General features: G+C 42.5%; 18 protein-coding genes. 6 read left to right on the plus strand and 12 right to left on the minus strand.

The window, feature by feature from the left end:
- Positions 1 to 6 precede the first annotated feature (6 nt).
- Positions 7 to 537, minus strand: a complete 531-nt coding sequence (locus tag OCU50_RS11190) for an A24 family peptidase (protein ID WP_060468510.1) — start codon at positions 535 to 537, stop codon at positions 7 to 9.
- Between the two features lie 168 nt (positions 538 to 705).
- Positions 706 to 885, minus strand: coding sequence for a Flp family type IVb pilin (locus OCU50_RS11195; protein WP_017088257.1), 180 nt, complete (start codon positions 883 to 885; stop codon positions 706 to 708).
- Between the two features lie 194 nt (positions 886 to 1079).
- Between OCU50_RS11195 and OCU50_RS11200 the strand changes: the two genes are divergently transcribed.
- Positions 1080 to 1823, plus strand: a complete 744-nt coding sequence (locus tag OCU50_RS11200; RefSeq protein WP_099049804.1) for a helix-turn-helix domain-containing protein — start codon at positions 1080 to 1082, stop codon at positions 1821 to 1823.
- Positions 1824 to 1906: 83 nt separating this feature from the next.
- Positions 1907 to 3595, plus strand: a complete 1689-nt coding sequence (locus OCU50_RS11205; protein ID WP_060468512.1) for an AMP-binding protein — start codon at positions 1907 to 1909, stop codon at positions 3593 to 3595.
- A 157-nt stretch (positions 3596 to 3752) separates the two neighbouring features.
- Here OCU50_RS11205 and OCU50_RS11210 read toward each other — a convergent pair whose 3' ends face one another.
- From OCU50_RS11210 to OCU50_RS11225, 4 genes are all read right to left on the minus strand, one after another.
- Positions 3753 to 5135 carry a TadE/TadG family type IV pilus assembly protein gene (locus OCU50_RS11210; RefSeq protein ID WP_060468513.1) on the minus strand — a complete coding sequence of 461 codons (1383 nt, stop codon included), beginning with the start codon at positions 5133 to 5135 and terminating at the stop codon, positions 3753 to 3755.
- A gap of 10 nt (positions 5136 to 5145) precedes the next feature.
- Positions 5146 to 5706, minus strand: a complete 561-nt coding sequence (locus OCU50_RS11215) for a TadE family protein (protein ID WP_060468514.1) — start codon at positions 5704 to 5706, stop codon at positions 5146 to 5148.
- 11 nt (positions 5707 to 5717) lie between these two features.
- Positions 5718 to 6212, minus strand: coding sequence for a TadE/TadG family type IV pilus assembly protein (locus tag OCU50_RS11220; RefSeq protein ID WP_060468515.1), 495 nt, complete (start codon positions 6210 to 6212; stop codon positions 5718 to 5720).
- A 671-nt stretch (positions 6213 to 6883) separates the two neighbouring features.
- Positions 6884 to 7090 (minus strand): DUF1127 domain-containing protein, encoded by a 207-nt coding sequence (locus OCU50_RS11225; protein ID WP_060468516.1) that lies wholly within the window; start codon positions 7088 to 7090, stop codon positions 6884 to 6886.
- A gap of 103 nt (positions 7091 to 7193) precedes the next feature.
- Between OCU50_RS11225 and OCU50_RS11230 the strand changes: the two genes are divergently transcribed.
- Together OCU50_RS11230 and OCU50_RS11235 are read left to right on the plus strand one after the other, a co-directional pair.
- On the plus strand, positions 7194 to 8144 hold the full coding sequence (locus OCU50_RS11230; RefSeq protein ID WP_060468517.1) for a LysR substrate-binding domain-containing protein: 951 nt from the start codon (positions 7194 to 7196) through the stop codon (positions 8142 to 8144).
- 45 nt (positions 8145 to 8189) lie between these two features.
- Positions 8190 to 8408 carry a VF530 family protein gene (locus OCU50_RS11235; protein WP_060468518.1) on the plus strand — a complete coding sequence of 73 codons (219 nt, stop codon included), beginning with the start codon at positions 8190 to 8192 and terminating at the stop codon, positions 8406 to 8408.
- 84 nt (positions 8409 to 8492) lie between these two features.
- Here OCU50_RS11235 and fusA read toward each other — a convergent pair whose 3' ends face one another.
- Together fusA and radA are read right to left on the minus strand one after the other, a co-directional pair.
- A complete protein-coding gene (fusA, locus tag OCU50_RS11240; protein WP_060468519.1) occupies positions 8493 to 10580 on the minus strand; it encodes an elongation factor G in 2088 nt (695 codons plus the stop codon).
- 235 nt (positions 10581 to 10815) lie between these two features.
- A complete protein-coding gene (radA, locus tag OCU50_RS11245) occupies positions 10816 to 12195 on the minus strand; it encodes a DNA repair protein RadA (protein ID WP_060468520.1) in 1380 nt (459 codons plus the stop codon).
- Between the two features lie 161 nt (positions 12196 to 12356).
- On the opposite strand from radA, the gene OCU50_RS11250 reads away from it, so the two are divergent.
- Positions 12357 to 14705: a PilZ domain-containing protein gene (locus tag OCU50_RS11250; protein WP_060468521.1), complete on the plus strand. Its 2349-nt coding sequence runs from the start codon at positions 12357 to 12359 to the stop codon at positions 14703 to 14705.
- Between the two features lie 146 nt (positions 14706 to 14851).
- On the opposite strand, the gene serB is transcribed toward OCU50_RS11250, so the two are convergent.
- Entirely contained in the window at positions 14852 to 15832 is a 981-nt protein-coding gene (gene serB / locus OCU50_RS11255; RefSeq protein ID WP_017056693.1) for a phosphoserine phosphatase, read from the minus strand.
- Positions 15833 to 15941: 109 nt separating this feature from the next.
- Here serB and OCU50_RS11260 point away from each other — a divergent pair, with 109 nt between their 5' ends.
- Positions 15942 to 16553, plus strand: a complete 612-nt coding sequence (locus OCU50_RS11260; RefSeq protein ID WP_060468522.1) for a YtjB family periplasmic protein — start codon at positions 15942 to 15944, stop codon at positions 16551 to 16553.
- Positions 16554 to 16663: 110 nt separating this feature from the next.
- Here the strand turns inward: OCU50_RS11260 and deoD are convergent, their stop codons facing one another.
- The 3 genes from deoD to deoA all read right to left on the minus strand — a co-directional run bounded on the left by deoD (position 16664) and on the right by deoA (position 20074).
- The gene (gene deoD / locus OCU50_RS11265; protein WP_060468523.1) at positions 16664 to 17383 is read right to left on the minus strand and encodes a purine-nucleoside phosphorylase; all 720 of its coding nucleotides are present in this window, start codon (positions 17381 to 17383) and stop codon (positions 16664 to 16666) included.
- Positions 17384 to 17448: 65 nt separating this feature from the next.
- On the minus strand, positions 17449 to 18669 hold the full coding sequence (locus OCU50_RS11270; protein WP_046223359.1) for a phosphopentomutase: 1221 nt from the start codon (positions 18667 to 18669) through the stop codon (positions 17449 to 17451).
- A 76-nt stretch (positions 18670 to 18745) separates the two neighbouring features.
- On the minus strand, positions 18746 to 20074 hold the full coding sequence (gene deoA, locus OCU50_RS11275) for a thymidine phosphorylase (protein WP_060468524.1): 1329 nt from the start codon (positions 20072 to 20074) through the stop codon (positions 18746 to 18748).
- Between the last annotated feature and the right edge of the window lie 225 nt (positions 20075 to 20299).

The raw sequence follows: 20299 nt of genomic DNA on the forward strand, positions 1-20299 counted from the left end.
TTTGACCTATGTAAAATAACTGTACATCGCTAAACCTATTACAACTGAAGGAGCAAATGGCATTGTTACTTTATTTGAGTACCGAGAATGCACAACCGACTCATAATTAACATTAGGTGATATTCCACTCACAAACATAAGTTTCTCTTCCAAATACCGTCTAACCGTTATTTCACTATTATTTGCCCGATTATAAAGCAGATAAAATGCTCCTATAACGCCGGAAGCTATGAGTATGTAATAAGTTACATCAAGCAATGACCCCCACCCAACATACAATCCAATAACACCCAAAAACTTCACATCCCCTGCAGACATTGCTCTCAGAAAATATAATATCAAACCTAAAGAAAAAAGAACGACAGCACCAGTTAATGAATGAACTAACTCATAGAATGAAAAACCATCATTTAACATTAATAATAAATACAACAATAAAAATAAAATCAGTACCTTGTTTGGTATACGATGCTTATCAACATCGTATACCGAAACAATGATAAGCAACGCCCAAAAAACTAAAGATTCACTTATCATTAAATTAAATACCCGCCACAATCGAAAGAAACTTATTGATTAGAGCAGTCGCGATTCCAGAAAATATTAACCAAGCGAGGATGACAAGCGAAGCAGCTCCAATGACATATTCCACTACAGTTAAACCTTTCTGGTGCCCCTCCCTTTTTAGGTTCATGTGACAAGCTCTTACGATGTACTGATTTGATCAACAATCGTACTTAACTTCGTTGATAGCGCAGTACCAATACCGGTAAATATTGTCGTCAACCCCAATACAAGCATCGCTGCACCAATTACGTATTCAATAACCGTAAGACCTTCTTCATCATTCATGAATTCTTTACAATTTTTCAAAAACTTACTCATGAGAATCTCTCCTTGATTTAGCTAACAGGTTTTGTTTACCTGTAAACTAAATCTAGAGCTGAACAATATATTTGGTTAGGATTTTCTTGCCATTTACTTGCACTTTTTTGTGGTACTTCTAATCTAATTAGTATGTTTAGTTATTTACCTATTATTGAGTCATACTTTTAGTACAAAACTGGACACATATGAGTATAAATATAGTTACACCATTATTATCGGATGTGGATAGTGAATTTAACTCAATTATTAACAAAAAAATTAGCCACTATTTTTCCGTGCAATATTTTGGTCAAGATATCTCTATTATCAGTAACTTAGATGTGAGATTGGTCTTTTTTACTCTCAATAGTAACGATAGTTATCAATTGCTTAACATGGCAATTTCTATTTGTGAGAACCTAAATAAGCGAATAGTCATTATTTGCTCATCTCCGTTACCGAATATTATTCAAAATCATAAAAATGTTTTTTTTATTATCGAAACGAGCAGCAATCATCTAAGTCGTAAATTCGAAGAACTAAAAGAGAAAACACAGCATATTTTTGATCCTCATTTCGACATCGATAGAAACATGAACAAGAACAACCAATTACCAGCAAAAATATTCACATCGGAAGTTGTCAATTTTATCATGAGGAATATCAACAGAGACATTAGAGAAACAGAAATTGCCGATCGATGTCATTGTTCAACAACCTACTTTTCGAAAAAGTTTCATCTACACTTTGGAGTAAGCTTTAGAGACTTTGTGTGCGACAAGCGGATTTTGTTGGCTAAGAAGCTGATTGAAGCGGATACCGAATCAAAAATTGCTGTGATTGCTTATCAATGTGGCTACAAGGATGTCTCGTACTTCTCGAGAATTTTTAAGAAAAGGACCGGAGTAACACCGGCAAGTTACAGGCGTACGTGCATGGATAACAGAAACCGCTAATTTTACTCTCAAAAATAAAAAAACATGGTACATTTAACATGATTTTAACAAAAATAACTTAGCGAAAAACATGGAGTTAGACAATGATTCAGCCTAACGAGTTTAGCCAAGAACAAGCAACAGCTCTCCCTACACCCAATGATATGATTTTAAAATGGGCAGAAGAACGCCCAGATGAGATCTATTTAAAACAAATAATTAACCGCCAGTTTGTGGAGTTCACATATAAAGAGGTGGCCGATAAGGCACTCAAACTTGCTTCTGCATTAGAAGCTCTTGGCGCCAAACCTGGTGACCGAGTGGCTCTGGTTTCTAAAAACTGTGCAGAGTGGTTTATCTGCGATCTTGCCATGATGTTGGGAGACTTTGTTAGCGTCCCTATTTTCCCAACAGCTGGTGCCGATACGATTCAATACTGTATTGAACACAGCGAAAGTAAGATTGTAATTGCGGGTAAACTCGACGATGCTACTGCAACGCAAAAAGTGTTAGATGACAACCCAAGCCTGATAAGCATCTCGCTTCCTTATGACAGTGCAGCAAAATGTCATCATACTTTTGAAGAACTCATCGATAAACATGAACCATCAACCAAACGCCCTCAGCATCACGACGATAAGCTAATGTCACTTGTTTATACTTCGGGTACATCAGGGCTACCAAAAGGCGCAATGCTTACATACGGCGCGTTTACTTGGTCTGTTCAAAGGTTGATTGACCATATTGGAATCCAGCCCGGCGATCGCCTGTTTTCTTACCTACCACTGGCCCATATTACAGAGCGCGTTTACATCTTTGGTTCTTCAGTGATGGGTGGCGTAGTCACGGCTTTCCCAGAGTCTTTAGACACGTTTATTGATGATGTGAAAATGCATCGTCCAACTCTGTTTATTTCAGTTCCTCGCCTATGGACTCTGTTCCAGCAGCGAATCCAAGACAAATTGCCACAGAAGAAGCTCAATTTCTTGTTGAAGATTCCATTTGTAAACAACCTCATCAAAAAGAAATTAGCGGATGGTTTGGGCCTAGATCAAGCTCGCGTACTTGGTTGTGGCTCAGCTCCAGTATCACCCGCTCTACTTTCATGGTACGAAAGTGTTGGTCTACATATTACCGAAGCTTGGGGCATGACAGAGTCATTCGCGTATAGCACACTCAACTACCCATTTAGAGCAGACAAAATTGGTACGGTTGGCAATGCTGGTCCGGGGATTGAACTCAAAATAGCGGAAGATGAAGAGATCCTTGTTCGAGGCAAGGGCCTATTCTGTGGCTACTACAAGAATGATATTGCGACCCAAGAATCTTTCAATTCAGAAGGTTGGCTCCATACTGGAGATATTGGCGATATTGATAGCGAAGGCTACCTAACGATTCGTGGACGTAAGAAAGATACCTTTAAAACCGCTAAAGGTAAGTTTGTTGCTCCCGTCCCTATCGAGAATAAACTCTTTGAGTATAGCCGCGTAGAAATGATGTGTTTGATAGGCTTAGGCTTACCAGGTCCTATCTTACTTGTCGTGCCCCATGACTTCCCTAACTTTGATAGAGCTCGTTATGAGAGAACGACCAAACGTGTTATCGAGAAAATGAACGAGCAGCTCGCCTCACATGAGAAGATCAAAGGCGTACTGATGATTAAGGAACCATGGAGTATTGAGAATGGCGTATTAACGCCTACTCTCAAGATAAAGCGACATATCCTTGAACAGAAATATCACGAAGTCGGTCATAACTGGCCAAAAGATAAATTGGTGGTTTGGGAAGAATAACCATCACTTCCAACTAACCCTGAATAAAGATGCTACTAAATATAAATTAGCACTAAGAGGGAGTTAATAGCTCCCTCTTTTTATGTGACTCAACTTCCTATTGATAGCTCTTCCTACTGATAGCATTAACACAAGTAAACGAAACCACAGATAAATATTACAAGGTTAACCTGATAATTACATCTAACATCTTATCAAAGCAAGGACCTAACGCTTCTTCATCAATGGCATGGCAATACACCCCTTCGAGCTGAGCAGGATCATAATCCGCACTTAAACCTGGATCATCTAAAAGTGCGCTCGAGTTTGCCATTCGTAACAATAAGTCTTCACCAAGCTCGCTATCAGGCCCGGTTGCCGATGTTAATGATGAACCTAACCCCAGAGTAAAGACATAGATATCTTCCCCTCTTGCGGCTTCTGCGATGTCTTCAACTAGATTACGAGCAACCCGATTAACCCGGGAATACAGATCATTAGCAGAATGACTATCTGGGTCATATTGCGGCACGGGACGTAAGTAGTGGGCGGGATTTAAGATATTGAACTCAGTAGCGCCCGAGTCATGAGTCGTATAATAAGTTGGCATTTCACTTATATGATCATCAATGTCACTCCCTTCGTAACCACCAGACAAAGTGGTGGCAATTAAATCATGCCTCCAAAGCCCTCTGGGAGTACCACTACTGCTATCACTGGATCTAATCGCGCCAACGTGTGAACCACCGTCTTCAAAGTCAAAAGTTGAAGCAAAGGTATTAGGAGCCCCATCGGTAAAAAAAACTATTACTTTCAAGTTGGCAGGATCCGTCACCGTTCTTAACTCATTCAGAGCTCGATACATTCCCTCCGATGCATTGGTATATTGAGCATTAAAAGTGGTACCAAAATTAAAGTTATCTATCTCCGATTTGATAGTACTTCGACTATGGCCTCGAGTCGTACTGAACACCACAGGAACCTCAGCCCCAAAGGCGAATTTAACCAGTGAAATACGGTCAAATCCTTCATGAAAATTTTCGACAAATGACTTAGACCTGTCAATAACATCTTGGGTCACATCGCCTATGCTCCCAAGCCTCAAAGATGTTGTGTTATCAATCACTAATACCAAATCAACTGGACGGCGGATGGATTGCGCGGACACGCCTGGACTAAATGAATCTAAACCTATCAAGGGTAAGAAAATAGTGGGCACTTGTGCTGTCGCCGAAATATCAATGGAGATATTACCAAAATCATCATGCGAGAAATTTGCCCCACCGAAGCTTGGCGTTGCTGAGTAGAAGTCAGCAGGGAAATTGGCTGAAAAATACTTTTGAGCTGCTGCTCGCCCTGCATCTTCACCATTAGCAACCGCTCTCGCGGCTGCAATACTTGCAGCATCGACCGCCGCAAATAACTTGGACTTAACAATATAAGCTCGCCCAACATCAACAGAAAGCCCAACCACTAAGAGAATAAAAGGCAGTGCGATAACTGACATCAAAGCCACTAGTCCCCGACTGTAACGGTATTTGATTGGAGCTCCAGTATCCATATTGACCTCCCTACATATATGTTGTGTCGCTCAGAATGTATTCATCATCAAAAATTCGACTAAAAATAGGCGAATAGTCATAGAACACTTCGACGCTATACACGATCTCCCCATCATCTAACGCCAACGTCAAATTATTAATAAGCGGAGGATCATCTGCATCGATATCAGAGCATTCTCCATCAACTTCCCAGTTACTGCAGCTAGACCAAATATTACTATTTCGAGCTAACCCATATTGGTTCCAACGGTATTGGCTTTTTACATAAGGAAAAGCATCTTCTTGGCCAACCACCTCGGTAATATAAATAACGCCGTCTTGAGTCAAATCCAATGTTCCCGATGTCGTTGCAATGATATCCATGACTTCTTGAGGTGGATCTGTATTACTCCGCGAGATAATGTTACCGCCTTCTCGACTGATACTGATAATGATGTGGTTAGCTTGAATAAGGTGTGTGATATCGACGGCAGCAACAATAAGCAACATAAACAATGGTGCAATCAAGGTCATTTCAATTGCTGCAAACCCTTTTTCTGTGCTTTTTGTTTTTATCTTTAAAGGAAGCATCTTGTTTCTCCTTAAAAAGCTTCGTTTTTCATTGCCGCACTAACGGTAAACTTAAACTTTCCATCGTCGAGCAAAACATACATATAAGGGTTAACAGATGGCCATTCGCAATCGAGATGAATAGAAATGATATCTCCAGAACCACCAAAACCGCTGACAGCGTTGCCATAAACATCTTCAACACGTATGTTTTGGACGTCCATCACTTTATCGAGCAAGCCACTCGAAGATCGAGAGATTTGTTCTAGTATTGCCGCTTCGCGATTACTCGATGCGTCAGGATCCAAATCAGAGCGGCCTGTGATCGCATATCTGGCGCCCTCTCTTGCCGAATGCTGCATGGTCAATTTAACAAATCCATATATGCCAAGATCGACAACCGTTAGGAAAAGAGCAAAAAATAGGCTTACCACAATCGTAAACTCTATAATAGCGATGCCTTTCATCTTGGAACTTACACAGTTTCGAGCACGGTTATGCAACGAACATTTTGAAAAATATCTCATACATCACATCCCCTACCTCTTTGTTTTTCTGTCTACTACATTTAGTCCAATCGAAAACCTAGGAGAGATAAAAACAGACCTTTACACATATAGGATTAATAAATTAGTTATTCAAGTTTTATATTTTTACGCATTTAAAGGTTGTAATATGGAAGTGTAACTCCAGGTAAAGTAAATTTAACTGTTTCATATTCAATTACTTAAATTAAATATCAATTAAAAATAATATAATCGATACCTAGCCTTCATTTATTAATCATTAAAATAACTGTATGTTTTATATCCATTAGAAAAAGAAAAGAGATAAAGGGCACGAAGAGGATTTCCATACAAATATGAACCTCTGTCTCAAAAGTAAGACAATAAAACTTAAAAATAAGCATTTAGTTTAGTAATAAGTAGAATTCTCAAACTCTAAGTTATTAGTGACTAAAATAAGATTGAGTTAAGTTGGCAGAAGTAGATCTGTGTTGAGCAAAATTTAGCACTTGGAGCACTATTCAATGGATAAAAGAGCATATTTCGGCGTTGACTGAATAACTGCACGAAGAAGTTTCTGATATATCAAAGAGCTAGTTTTGGTTTTGCAAAGAGAGTAAACATCATTGTTCCTTACAAGTCCTGCAGTGTAACTCTTTCTAAGAAGAAAGAGTTACATACGCTAATCTAACTCACTTCCAAAACGGTTTTCTCAGCTCTTCGTTAACCTGACTTTGGGTAATACCAACATCTTCAAGTAAATGATCCGACAGTTCAGATAAGTGTTTTCTTGTTCTACGATTCTGAAGATACATCTTAAACTTAGAATAGAATTTCTTAACTGGGAACGATGATAAGAATGAATGATGAGTAGTTGATATCTCTGTTATTGTGTTCATTGCAACTCTCCTATTGATTTTCCGCTTTGTCGTGGTCAATAATCGACCAATAGCGCACTAACGACAAACGATAGATACTGGCAGTCAGTTAAGGATAACTAATGTGAGAGAACGAACCCCACCATTCCAAGGGATCTATTACTTTTACACTGCAGCTGAAACAGGCAGTTTTAAACTCGCCGCAGAAAAGCTATTTGTCACGGCTGCAGCCGTCAGCCAACAAATTCGCCAACTTGAAGAGTGGTTAGGCGCAGATCTGTTTATTCGCCAACACCGGAAAATAGTATTAACTCACGAAGGTGAAGTGCTCTATCTACAAGCGAAAAAAGGCTTTGCTCATATTCAAGATGGTGTAAGACAAATCAACCAAGATCCTAACCCCACTCAATTATCAATTTCTACCGTGCCCTCTTTTGCACAACATTGGTTAGTGCCTCGAATTGGCGATTTTCGCGAGCGTCATCCAGATTTATCTATGCTGATCGAACCGACCAACAAGTTAGTAACCTTTGAAGATTCTAATATTGATGTCTGTGTTCGATATGGCCATGGTCAATACCCAAACATTGAATCACGTTGGTTAATGGACGAAGTGGTTTACCCTGTCTGCCACCCTATCTACCAAGAAAATCATGGGATTTATGATATTAACGACTTGCATAAGGCCGAATTGATTGAAGATCGCTGGCCTGATATGGATTGGAACCTATGGTTAGACGTTGTTGGTGTGAAAGCTGGCCGTTCGTCACTGCAATTTGATGGATCTCATTTTGTTTTAGAAGGCGCGTTATCGGTTCAAGGTGTAGCGCTGGTTAAGCACAGCTTGGTGTATCGTTATTTGCAAGAAAAGAAGTTAGTAAGAATTGGTAACATTGCGCTCAAGCCCAAATACAATTACTTTTTATGTGCCCCCGCAGGTTACTTTCATCGAGAAAAAATAAAACGTTTCGAAGAATGGATGCAGGCCCAAGTTAAATTGTTTGGCGATAGGGGTAGAGAAGAATTGTCGATTATCCACACCGATTACGAACTCAAATGGTCGAATAATTCATAAAGCGAAACTGGTATACTGAGCTCAAATAAATGGCGAGAGCACCTCATGACACAAGAAAATAACCCACTTCATGGTATCACTCTACAAAAGCTACTGACTGAATTGGTTGAGCATTACGGTTGGGAAGAGTTGAGTTACATGGTGAACATCAACTGTTTCAAAAAAGACCCGAGTATTAAATCTAGCTTAAAATTCTTGAGAAAAACAGACTGGGCACGAGTTAAAGTTGAGTCTATTTATATTGAGTTAAAACGGAATTCATAAGTCTTAGTCTTCCAGAAATGAGATAACAAAAAGCCCCGCCAGTCAGACTAGCGGGGCTTTTTAGTTAACTTAGAAAAGAGCTAATTACTTACCAGCTTCTTTTTCTGCTTTAACTTTTGCAATTACTTCGTCAGCAACGTTAGTTGGACATGGAGAGTACTGTTGGAATTCCATAGAGAATTGACCACGACCCGAAGTAATAGTACGTAGGTGACCGATGTAGCCGAACATCTCAGAAAGAGGTACGTCAGCTTTAATACGAACACCTGTTACGCCTGCTTGTTGATCTTTGATCATGCCACGACGACGGTTAAGGTCACCGATAACATCACCAACGTGATCTTCTGGAGTGAATACGTCAACATGCATAATTGGCTCAAGAAGTTGCGCGCCAGCTTTAGGCATAGATTGACGGAATGCACCTTTCGCTGCGATTTCAAATGCGATAGCAGATGAATCGACTGCGTGGAAACCACCATCGAAAAGTTCAACTTCAACGTCTAGAGTAGGGAAGCCAGCTAGTACGCCGTTTTCCATCATAGATGCAAAGCCTTTCTCAACTGCTGGCCAGAATTCTTTAGGAACGTTACCGCCCACAACAGAAGACTTGAATGAGAAGCCAGAACCAGCTTCGCCTGGTTTGATACGGTAATCGATCTTACCGAATTGACCAGAACCACCAGATTGTTTCTTGTGCGTGTAGCTATCTTCAATTGCTTGAGTGATAGTTTCACGGTAAGCAACTTGAGGAGCACCTACAGTTAGGTCAACGCCGTATGTACGCTTAAGGATATCTACCTTGATGTCTAGGTGAAGTTCACCCATACCTTTAAGGATAGTTTCGCCAGTCTCTTCGTCAGTCTCAACTTGGAAAGATGGATCTTCTGCAACCATTTTACCGATTGCAATACCCATTTTCTCAGAACCGCCTTTATCTTTTGGAGATACAGCGATTGAGATTACTGGAGTTGGGAATACCATTGGCTCAAGCGTTACTGGGTGCTTAGGATCACATAGAGTGTGACCAGTTTGCACGTTCTTCATACCAACGATCGCAATGATGTCACCAGCTTGTGCGCTAGTTAGTTCGTTACGGTCATCAGCTTGCATCTCAACCATACGGCCAACACGCTCAGTTTTACCAGTAAAGGCATTAAGAATAGTGTCACCTTTGTTCAATTTACCAGAGTAAATACGAACGAAAGTTAGGGCACCGAAGCGGTCATCCATGATTTTGAATGCAAGCGCTTTAAATGTCTCGCTTGTAGAAACGATAGCGTGCTCGCCAGTTTCTTCGCCTTCTTCGTCCATTAGAGGTTGAGGATCAACTTCAGTTGGAGAAGGTAGGTAATCTACAACAGCGTCAAGAACGATTTGTACGCCCTTGTTTTTGAATGCAGAACCACAGAAAGTTGGGAAGAATGCTAGGTCACGAGTACCTTTACGGATACAACGCTTGATGTCTTCAATAGAAGGCTCTTCACCTTCCATGTAAGCTTCCATTAGGTCATCGTCTTGCTCTACAGCAGTTTCGATTAGCTCTTCACGGTATTGTTCTACGTCATCTACCATGTCCGCAGGAACATCTTTTATTTCGTAGTTTTCAGGAAGACCAGTGTCATCCCAAACGTATGCTTTACGGCTTAGTAGGTCTACAACACCAACGAATTCGTCTTCACGACCGATTGGTAGAACCATAACTAGAGGAGTTGCACCTAGAACGTTTTTAACTTGGTCAACAACGTTGTAGAAATCTGCACCCATACGGTCTAGTTTGTTAACGAAGATCAGACGAGATACACCTGATTCGTTAGCGTAGCGCCAGTTAGTTTCTGATTGAGGTTCAACACCACCAGAACCACAGAATACACCGATACCGCCATCAAGTACTTTAAGAGAACGGTATACTTCAACTGTAAAGTCAACGTGTCCAGGAGTATCGATAACGTTTAGACGGTGATCGTTCCAAAAACAGCTTACAGCTGCTGATTGGATAGTAATACCGCGCTCAGCTTCCTGTTCCATGAAGTCAGTCGTTGATTCGCCATCATGTGTCTCACCAGATTTGTGGATTTGACCAGTTAGCTTAAGGATACGCTCAGTGGTAGTTGTTTTACCCGCATCAACGTGCGCGAAAATACCAATGTTTCTGTATTTCGATAAATCTGCCATTGTCTTACTCTGTTAATAGGATATAAAATGCGCGCAGAGTATATCACAATCTGTGAAGACTGATAGCTTTGCATGCATTTGGGTCTAAAAAACTTTGCCTTTTTCTAACATATAGAAAAAGGCACTCAAGTAGTAACAATCTAAGTGATTGTTATTTATAGTGCTAACCCAAAGTTCAATCGGCTTTAAGGTTAGGCTGAATTGCTGCTGTATAGAGTAGCTGAAGTGAGTTCAATTACAACTCATCAAAAGCATTAATTGCCTCTGATAACTTTTTCACACCGTGGATCTGCATTCCTGGAATGCCACCTTTAGGCATATTAGCCGCCGGTACAATCGCTTTCTTAAAGCCGTGTTTGAATGCTTCATTTAAACGTTCTTGCCCGCTTGGTACAGGTCGAATCTCACCCGCTAGGCCTACTTCACCAAATACCACCACATCTTTGGGTAATGCTCGGTCTCTGAAACTAGATAGTAGTGCCATCACCAACGCAAGATCAGCACTGGTTTCGGTTACTTTAACACCACCGACGACATTCACAAACACATCTTGATCAGCCATTTGTAAGCCGCCATGTTTATGCAGCACCGCCAATAACAGTGAAAGTCTGTTTTGCTCTAAGCCGACAGCGACACGACGCGGGTTAGCCAGCTGTGAATAGTCGACCAGAGCTTGGATTTCAACAAGAAGCGGACGAGTCCCCTCCCATACAACCATCACTGAACTGCCCGAGGTTTCTTCTTCACCACGAGACAAGAATATAGCAGATGGGTTGCTGACTTCTTTTAACCCTTGACCTGTCATGGCAAACACTCCCAGCTCATTCACCGCACCAAAACGGTTTTTGTGGCTGCGCAATGTTCTAAAACGGCTATCTGTTCCACCATCCAGAAGAACAGAACAGTCAATAATGTGCTCAAGCACTTTTGGCCCCGCTAGCGTACCGTCTTTCGTTACGTGTCCCACTAAGAATACCGCAACGTTATTCTGTTTTGCGTAACGTGTTAATGCGGTTGCTGACTCACGAACCTGAGCAACGCTGCCTGGTGATGACTGAACATCAGCGACATGCATAACTTGGATTGAGTCAATGACCATGATCTTTGGCTGTTCTTTTTCCGCGATCTGACAGATCTTATCTACGTTCGTTTCAGAGAGCATTTTGAGATGCTCTTTCGGTAAACCAAGTCGAGAGGCACGCATTGCTACTTGTTGCAATGATTCTTCACCTGTCACATAGAGAGTAGGCAACTGAGAAGAGAGCTGACACATGGTTTGCAGCAGCAGTGTTGATTTACCTGCACCAGGGTTACCGCCAATCAGGATAGCAGCACCAGGCACGACACCACCGCCTAGCACACGGTCAAGCTCTTTGAAGCCACTGCTAAAACGAGGGACTTCTTGCAGGTTAATTTCCGATAATGTCTGAACACTCGCTTCCGTGACCCCACCCGCATACCCAGATAACCTTTCATTACGCACGACCTGAGGTGAAGCGGCTAACCTAACTTCTGTAATCGTGTTCCAAGCACCACATGCATTGCACTGCCCCTGCCAACGTGGAAAGTCAGCCCCACAGTCATTACACACATAAGCTCGTTTTGCTTTAGCCATAAAACCTCAATAATTAGCTTGGCAACTGGTCAATGTTGCTATTTTGTGACCCCGTTGACCGTACACATAAAAATAAACGTTGCAGTAGAGTCATGAATATCTAAAGATCAAATACAACTTGTCGATAACAATAACGCACCGTCCATTCTAACAAGAAAAGTATGCAGCAATCTGAAATTCTATCTGTAGCAGAACGTTTAATCCCGGCTTACCACGCCGAAGATTTCGAATTCCTTCTTTCTCAAATGACAGAAGGGGAATCGCCGTCTCTGAAGCTGCTCGTTAAAATGGAACTGAATCGTATCATGGCTCCGTGTACAAAGAGCATTGATTTACGCGGGCGCATTGATAATGAGTGTCGTCAATTCACTCTCGACGGCCGTAAGCACTGGCTCGATGACATTGCTTTAAACGCGTACCAGCGTGGTACTAAAAAATTTAAAGGCTATACCGAAGGCACGTGGGAGTTAGTCATGGCACCACGCACCCAGCAACACCACAGTGCTGTTAAAACCGCCTCTCAAGATCACCATGATATCACCAATGCTAATAGCCCATATGAAGCCGAGGCCATAAATCTAGGCTATGACTTAAAGCGCCAAGAAAACAGACTCAAAATCAGCTCACAGGTTGAAATCACCACCTCTAAGGGGCAAAGCTTACATGGGGTAACGGTTGATATCTCCCCATCGGGTGCCAAGTTTAAGGTGCCAAGCGCCTTTAAATACAATCTCGGTGAGATCATCAGTGTTAAGTTCACAGAGATGGTTGAAAAGTCGCAAGAAATCGATGTTAACCAAACCGTTGAATTTCGAGTTCTAGGCATTGATGAGTCTTACGAGAACGATGCTGTTAAATTTTTGAGAACGATCAAAGTAAGCGATACCAATATTGTGGCTCGCTTACTTGAAGAATCTTTAAATAGTTCAAGTAAAAAAACCAGCCATGAGAATCAAGACAGGGTTATTCGAACTCGTACTCGAGGGATTGAACACACTTATCTAAAACACACCTGTAATCTTCCCCTGTTCTTCAGTGGCAGTGAGTTAAAACTCACCCTACTCACGGACAACAACCACCCGCTATGGCAATATTGGCACGATGAAAGGAACCAGCAAGCTCTGGGGACCTTGTTCAACGAACAACGCATGAATTTACTGGCTAAGCCTGGTGTTAAAGGTACAAGTAACGTCATCTACTCATTCACCCACGAACATCAGAATAAGACCTTGTTCTACTCGATGATGCTACCTGAAGCTTCTCGTGAACAAAGACAACTGTTCTGGCACATCGGAGGGAAACGTAAGAGTTGGAAGACATTCAAATTTTCTGTTTTCGAACTATCAGATAGTGAGCGACAAGCCTTGGCCAAGCATTCAAATACGCTAGCTCAAAGCTCTGCGCAATTGACCCACTGCGGCATTTTGCAGGAAATAGGCGATCACGAAAGTGCTGCTGACTATCTATTGAGTGAAAAACCACGGATTCCAAGCAGTGAACTGAATCGCTTCCGCCACCCACGTACCGTGGTTGGGAATATTAAAAGCATCTACTTTGATTCCCAAACTCGTCGTAAAGAGCCGAGATACCAATTTAAGTCACCGTTGCAACTCACATCACAAGATGGCGCGACAGCGAGCGGGCAAACCTTAGACATCTCGAAACGTGGACTCAGCATTACTCTTGAACAACCGATGGTACTCAAGATTGATGATCCGGTATTGGTCAACTTCAATGAGCTACAGCTTTACGACAAAAACTTGCCTCTAAGCATTGTCCCTTATCACGTAATTCGAGTAAGCCCGAACGGTCGCAAAGTGCAATTAGTTATCGAAGAGAGCGCTAAAACAATGCGTACTATCGCCTTTCTCAATGGGCTTATTGATCAGAACCAGAGTAAGTTAATTAAGAAACAAGAAATACTACCAACGCATTCACTCCTCGAATCGTTGCACAATATATTGCTTAGCAAGATGGTCAGCAGCCCAATATTCATTGATAAACCTGGCTCAACGCTGCGCTGTAAGATCATTGGTGTAAACTTTCCATTGAATAAGCATCTCGCGCTACTCGCCAAACTAGGACACAACCAAAAGTTCTCACTCGAACCTATTTTCAAAGGACACTCTAACTCGCTATTGGCTGAGCCACTGAAAAGAATTGAAGGTGCAAAGCCTAAACACCATGATGTCTACATTGCCGCAGTTAAGTTTGGTGACAAAATACAATCAGTACATACTAAATTGATCAAAGAATTCGCTTCAGCAAAAGAAAGGATCTTATTCATTAAAAAGGCACAACATTTAGGTGATGTGTACGTGCTAAGAGTAACGACCGCGCCAATTTTTAATCCGCTGACGAGCCTGTTCCAATCGGATTTAGAAGAGCTCTCAAGAATTAGCATGCATCAAGCAAAGAAATTGGAGAACGAGGTCACCGCTTTTATTGGTTATGGCGAAGTAGAAGATATTACCGATGAAGTGTTGATTCGATTGGAGCTGACGCGCTAAATAAACATGTCGTAAATAACGGTATCGATTTGTCGAGTCATGAACTTAGCCGATTTGAAAATAGAAAAAGCAAGCTCATCACCTGCTTTTTTGTACCTGAGCTCTATTATAAATTAGTTACGAATAGAGCTTATCAAGAGACAACCTTAAGGTTTCGCCTGCCAACTTATCTTTTGCTGCTTAGCTAATACACCCGATAAGATACACAGTACCCCGCCTAACCCTGCGTAGCGCACCGCAGTTTGAGCTTGTTGCTCAACTTTGGGTTTCGCATGGTAGGCAATACCGAGACCCGCTGAATTCATCATAACCAAGTCATTCGCACCATCACCAACTGCAACCGTGTTATGCAATTCAAGCTCATACTCTTCAGCCAGCTCAACTAAAATGTCGGCTTTGGTTTGCGCTGAAACCACATCACCCAGAACTTTACCCGTTAGCTTGCCTTTAACGATTTCTAAAGTGTTCGATTGAGCATGGTCAAGGTCTAGCGTGTCTTTCAAATAATCCGAAAAGTAAGTAAAGCCGCCAGATGCTATAGCCGTCTTCCAGCCAAGTTTATTCAGAGTATTAACAAGCGAGACTAAATCAGGCATGAATCTCAGTGATTGACGCACTTGCTCCAAGATAGCTTCATCAGCACCTTTAAGTGCTCCTACTCGTTGGCGTAAGCTCTGTTCAAAATCCAGTTCTCCTTGCATCGCACGCTCGGTGATTTCAGAAACTAACTCACCGACTCCAGCCAGCTTTGCAATTTCATCAATGCATTCAATCTGAATCGCGGTGGAATCCATATCCATCACAATCAAACCCGGCTTAGATAAATCTGGGACCTCACTAAGACAAGCATAATCGAGCTTTAATGCTTGTAGGATCTCTTCGTGTGCTGGGGTTAAATTACCAGACATCAAAGCCACTTCATAATGCCCAACCTTCCACGTATCAAGGATGGTGTTGTAAGTGCCAGTGAAAAAGTCGATGTCATCAAAAGATTGTGGTGAAAGGTACTCACCGAACACAATCCAATTCGCTTTAGCCTTAGCGAGTTGAGAAGCAAAGCGGGTCTCGGGGAGTCGAGTTAATAATGTCGTATGCCTTTTAATCGGCAGATATTTCTGAGCATCCATGTGTATGATTCCTAATTAACTATGCTAAACGTTAACCTATTGCAATTTGAAAACGCAAGTCTCAATATGTCTTAATCATAACATTTGTTTATTTCAGGCTTCGTGAAACATGAATGAATCATTGTTCTCAATACGTAACGCTTTACGAATGCTAGCGCTCATTTTGCTGGCTGCGATGTTCGTTGTAACGATAAAAAACACGGTCGTGATCAGTAAAGGTAATGAGAAAATCCAAGTAAAACAGCTAGAGACGTTAACTAAGCTGCTGATCTCTCAGGCATCACTTTCCGCTAGCAAGATGATCCTACAACAAGACCAAGAACGACTGCTTGAGCTGACTAACCAGCTCTCTCAAGACCGACTGGTATTTGATACCACCATCTATGATGCAGAAGGGATCCGACTGGCTTCGAGCGAAAAAGCACTCTCTGTACGTGAGGTTCTTGGTTTAGACACGCCACTTTCAACTGCAAGTATTGGCAGACAGCAATTAGTCGAACCTATTTATTCTGCAGAACATACGATCATTGGCTTTATTCGTGTGACCTTCGAAACCGGTAAGATGACGGCGATTTCTGATCACCACTACCGAAAAAGTGATCGCTACATGATTGGTATGGTCTTAATGGGTTTTGTCAGTGGTGTGTTGTTTATCATGCTGATTCGTCGAAGACCAACCAAGTCTGGTGAGAACTTACTGCTTAGAAATGTAAGCTCATGAACAAACTAGGCTCAGAATAAATATAGCAATCCAATAAAAAGCCCCGACGCTCAGGCAGCAACGGGGCTTTTAGTTATCTGTTGCTTTATCAAGCTTAAAGCGAAGAACGATTACTCTTGGTCACCAAGAAGTACAGACTCTAGTGCGATAACCATCATGTCGTTGAAAGTTGTTTGGCGCTCATCTGATGTGGTTTGCTCACCGGTTTTGATGTGATCAGACACAGTACAAATCGTTAGAGCTTTTGCGCCGTATTCAGCACACACGCCATAGATACCTGCCGCTTCCATCTCTACGCCGACAATACCGTATTTATCCATCACTTCGAACATTTCAGGATCTGGCGTGTAGAACAGCTCAGCAGAGAATAAGTTTCCGACTTTGACATCAACACCATGCGCTTTGGCTGCATCTTCTGCCGCACGTACCATTTTGTAGTCTGCGATAGCTGCGAAGTCGTGACCTTTAAAGCGAATACGGTTCACTTTTGAGTCAGTACATGCGCCCATGCCAATAACCACATCGCGCACTTTGATATCTTCGCTCACTGCACCACAACTCCCGACACGAATGATCTTCTTCACACCAAAGTCTTTGATCAGCTCAGTCGCGTAAATAGAACAAGATGGAATGCCCATACCATGTCCCATTACCGAAACCTTACGACCCTTGTAGGTACCGGTGTAACCAAACATGTTACGAACGTCGCACACTTGAACCACTTCTTCTAGGAAGGTTTCAGCGATGTATTTAGCACGTAGCGGGTCACCTGGCATGAGAACTACGTCAGCGAAATCACCCATTTCAGCATTAATATGTGGAGTAGCCATTGAAAATATCCTTAATCTCAAAACAAAAAAGAAAGAGAGAGGTTTCCCTCTCTCTTAGTTAACTATTATAGGAAGCTTGTACCGTATCCCATTGGCGATGTACCAAAGTATGACGCTAAGCTTTGACCGATATCAGCGAACGTATCACGACGGCCTAGAGAACCGGCTGGAACCTTCTGACCGTAAACAATCACAGGGATGTGCTCACGAGTATGGTCGGTGCCTGGCCATGTTGGATCACAACCGTGGTCTGCAGTTAAGATTAGTACATCATCTTCTTTCATCATATCGATGATTTCATTGATGCGACCATCGAAGTACTCAAGTGCCGCTGCGTAACCCGCAACATCACGGCGGTGGCCGTAAGCAGAGTCGAAGTCAACAAAGTTAGTGAACACAATCGTGTTGTCGCCCGCTTCATTGATCGCTTCTTTGGTTGCTTCAAATAGCGCAGGAATACCTGTCGCTTTGGTTTTCTGAGTGATACCACAACCTGCGTAGATATCAGAGATCTTACCGATTGAGTGAACGTTACCGCCCTTCTCATCAGCAAGTTTCTGCAGGATAGTTGCTGCAGGTGGCTCAACAGAAAGGTCACGACGGTTACCTGTACGCTCGAATTGACCTTTGCCAGGGCCAACGAATGGGCGCGCGATAACACGACCAATGTTGTAGTCTTCTAGCTCTTCACGAGCAATCTGACAAAGGTCTAATAGGTTTTGTAGGCCGAATGTCTCTTCATGACAAGCGATCTGGAAAACAGAGTCCGCAGAAGTATAGAAGATAGGTAGGCCAGTCTTCATGTGTTCTTCACCTAGGTTATCTAGGATTTCAGTGCCTGAGGAGTGGCAGTTACCCAAGAAACCAGACAAACCTGCACGCTCAAGGATGCGGTCAGTCAGCTCTTTTGGAAAGCTGTTCTCTTTATCGGTGAAGTAACCCCAGTCAAACAGTACCGGTACACCAGCGATTTCCCAGTGACCTGATGGCGTATCTTTACCAGAAGACAGCTCAGCAGCGTGGCCGTAAGCGCCAATGATTTCAACGTCTGCATCCATACCTGGAGCGAAGCGACCTGTAGACTCTTTGTGAGCCATGGCTAAACCTAACTTAGACAGGTTTGGTAACGTCAGAGGACCTTGACGATCTGCAGTGTTTGCAAGACCTTTATCACAATGATCTGCGATGTGACCCATAGTGTCAGAACCAACATCACCGAATTTGTCTGCATCCGCTGCTTCACCGATACCGAATGAATCTAAAACTAAAATAAATGCTCTTTTCATTTTCTTCACCAACTTAATGCTCTTTGCACCAGAACTCTGTTTATCGACATACACTAGGTATGCCGATACCTGTTATTTACACGTCTTCAGAACGAATCTGACGGTAAACGTCTGGCGTTGCTGTATATTCTCCACCCACAGTGATTGCATTTTGTAATGCCGTTGCAGCTTCTTGCCACTGTTGTTCGTTGCGAGCATGAATCATTGCTAATGGTTTATCTTCACTTGCTACTTCACCAAGGCGAATGAAGTGATCAAAACCAACTGCGTAATCAATACTGTCTGTTGCTACACGGCGACCACCGTCCATACCAACGACAGCCATACCAATTGCACGAGTATCCATTGCAGATACCACACCGCTTTCTAGCGCGTACACTGGCTTAATAATTTCTGCTTTCTCTAGGTAGTTATCGTAGTTTTCTACGAAATCTGCTGGACCACCAAGGCCCGCTACCATTTTACCGAAGCACTCTGCTGCTTTACCGTTATCCAGTACTGCCATCAGTTTTTCGCGCGCTTCGTCTGAATCTTTTGCAAGGTTACCCAACACCAGCATTTCAGCACACGATGCCATCGTAATTTCTAGCAAACGTGGGTTACGGTATTCACCCGTTAGGAATTGAACCGCTTCACGCACTTCTACTGCGTTACCCGCCGAAGAAGCTAGAACTTGGTTCATGTCCGTTAGGATTGCTGTTGTTTTAGTACCCGCACCGTTTGCTACTGCAACGATCGATTTCGCTAGCTCTTCAGAGGCTTCATAAGTCGGCATGAATGCGCCTGAACCTACTTTTACATCCATCACTAAAGAATCAAGGCCAGCGGCCAGTTTCTTAGATAGGATTGAAGCCGTGATCAGCGAGATATTATCTACGGTTGCTGTGATATCACGAGTTGCATAAACACGCTTATCAGCCGGTGCTAGATCGCCTGTTTGACCGATGATCGCTACGCCAGCATCTTTAGTGACTTCACCGAACACATCGTTGGTTGGTGTAATGTTGTAACCAGGAATAGATTCAAGCTTGTCTAGCGTACCGCCAGTGTGGCCTAAACCACGACCAGAGATCATTGGAACGAAACCACCACATGCTGCCACCATAGGGCCAAGCATCAGAGAAGTTACGTCACCAACACCACCAGTAGAGTGTTTATCAACGATTGGGCCATCAAAGTTCATGTGGCTCCAGTCAATCACCATGCCTGAGTCACGCATTGCACACGTTAGTGCGATACGTTCTGGCATTGTCATTTCGTTAAAGAAGATAGCCATTGCGAATGCTGCAATTTGGCCTTCAGAAACCGTGTTCTTAGCGACACCTTGGATGAAAAAGTTAATTTCTTCTGTGGTCAGTACTTCGTTATCACGTTTTCTGCGAATAATTTCTTGAGGTAGATACATTAGTGCCTCCCAAACTCTAGTGAGTATGGTTTGTAGGGGAAAGAGGTAATATGGAGTGACTTAACGCCACTCCATCAAACAGACTTGTTATTTTCAATACTCTAAATATTTCGCGTTGCAGCTAGGCGACTATTCTCTTGAAAGAAAATCGAAGTTCATTCCTATGAGCATAGAGGCTCTATGTGATTAGGATGAACTTACGCAGTCAACAACGCTGCTACGTCA

The sequence above is a fragment of the Vibrio toranzoniae genome (genome assembly GCF_024347655.1).
Lineage (GTDB): Bacteria > Pseudomonadota > Gammaproteobacteria > Enterobacterales > Vibrionaceae > Vibrio > Vibrio toranzoniae.

What these genes read in the sequence shown, in the direction of transcription:
- OCU50_RS11190 (WP_060468510.1), bottom strand. Translation starts at nt 537, where the DNA reads ATGATAAGTGAATCTTTAGTTTTTTGGGCGTTGCTTATCATTGTTTCG.
- OCU50_RS11195 (WP_017088257.1), bottom strand. Translation starts at nt 885, where the DNA reads ATGAGTAAGTTTTTGAAAAATTGTAAAGAATTCATGAATGATGAAGAA.
- OCU50_RS11205 (WP_060468512.1), top strand. Translation starts at nt 1,907, where the DNA reads ATGATTCAGCCTAACGAGTTTAGCCAAGAACAAGCAACAGCTCTCCCT.
- OCU50_RS11210 (WP_060468513.1), bottom strand. Translation starts at nt 5,135, where the DNA reads ATGGATACTGGAGCTCCAATCAAATACCGTTACAGTCGGGGACTAGTG.
- OCU50_RS11215 (WP_060468514.1), bottom strand. Translation starts at nt 5,706, where the DNA reads ATGCTTCCTTTAAAGATAAAAACAAAAAGCACAGAAAAAGGGTTTGCA.
- OCU50_RS11220 (WP_060468515.1), bottom strand. Translation starts at nt 6,212, where the DNA reads ATGAGATATTTTTCAAAATGTTCGTTGCATAACCGTGCTCGAAACTGT.
- OCU50_RS11225 (WP_060468516.1), bottom strand. Translation starts at nt 7,090, where the DNA reads ATGAACACAATAACAGAGATATCAACTACTCATCATTCATTCTTATCA.
- OCU50_RS11235 (WP_060468518.1), top strand. Translation starts at nt 8,190, where the DNA reads ATGACACAAGAAAATAACCCACTTCATGGTATCACTCTACAAAAGCTA.
- fusA (WP_060468519.1), bottom strand. Translation starts at nt 10,580, where the DNA reads ATGGCAGATTTATCGAAATACAGAAACATTGGTATTTTCGCGCACGTT.
- radA (WP_060468520.1), bottom strand. Translation starts at nt 12,195, where the DNA reads ATGGCTAAAGCAAAACGAGCTTATGTGTGTAATGACTGTGGGGCTGAC.
- OCU50_RS11250 (WP_060468521.1), top strand. Translation starts at nt 12,357, where the DNA reads ATGCAGCAATCTGAAATTCTATCTGTAGCAGAACGTTTAATCCCGGCT.
- serB (WP_017056693.1), bottom strand. Translation starts at nt 15,832, where the DNA reads ATGGATGCTCAGAAATATCTGCCGATTAAAAGGCATACGACATTATTA.
- OCU50_RS11260 (WP_060468522.1), top strand. Translation starts at nt 15,942, where the DNA reads ATGAATGAATCATTGTTCTCAATACGTAACGCTTTACGAATGCTAGCG.
- deoD (WP_060468523.1), bottom strand. Translation starts at nt 17,383, where the DNA reads ATGGCTACTCCACATATTAATGCTGAAATGGGTGATTTCGCTGACGTA.
- OCU50_RS11270 (WP_046223359.1), bottom strand. Translation starts at nt 18,669, where the DNA reads ATGAAAAGAGCATTTATTTTAGTTTTAGATTCATTCGGTATCGGTGAA.
- deoA (WP_060468524.1), bottom strand. Translation starts at nt 20,074, where the DNA reads ATGTATCTACCTCAAGAAATTATTCGCAGAAAACGTGATAACGAAGTA.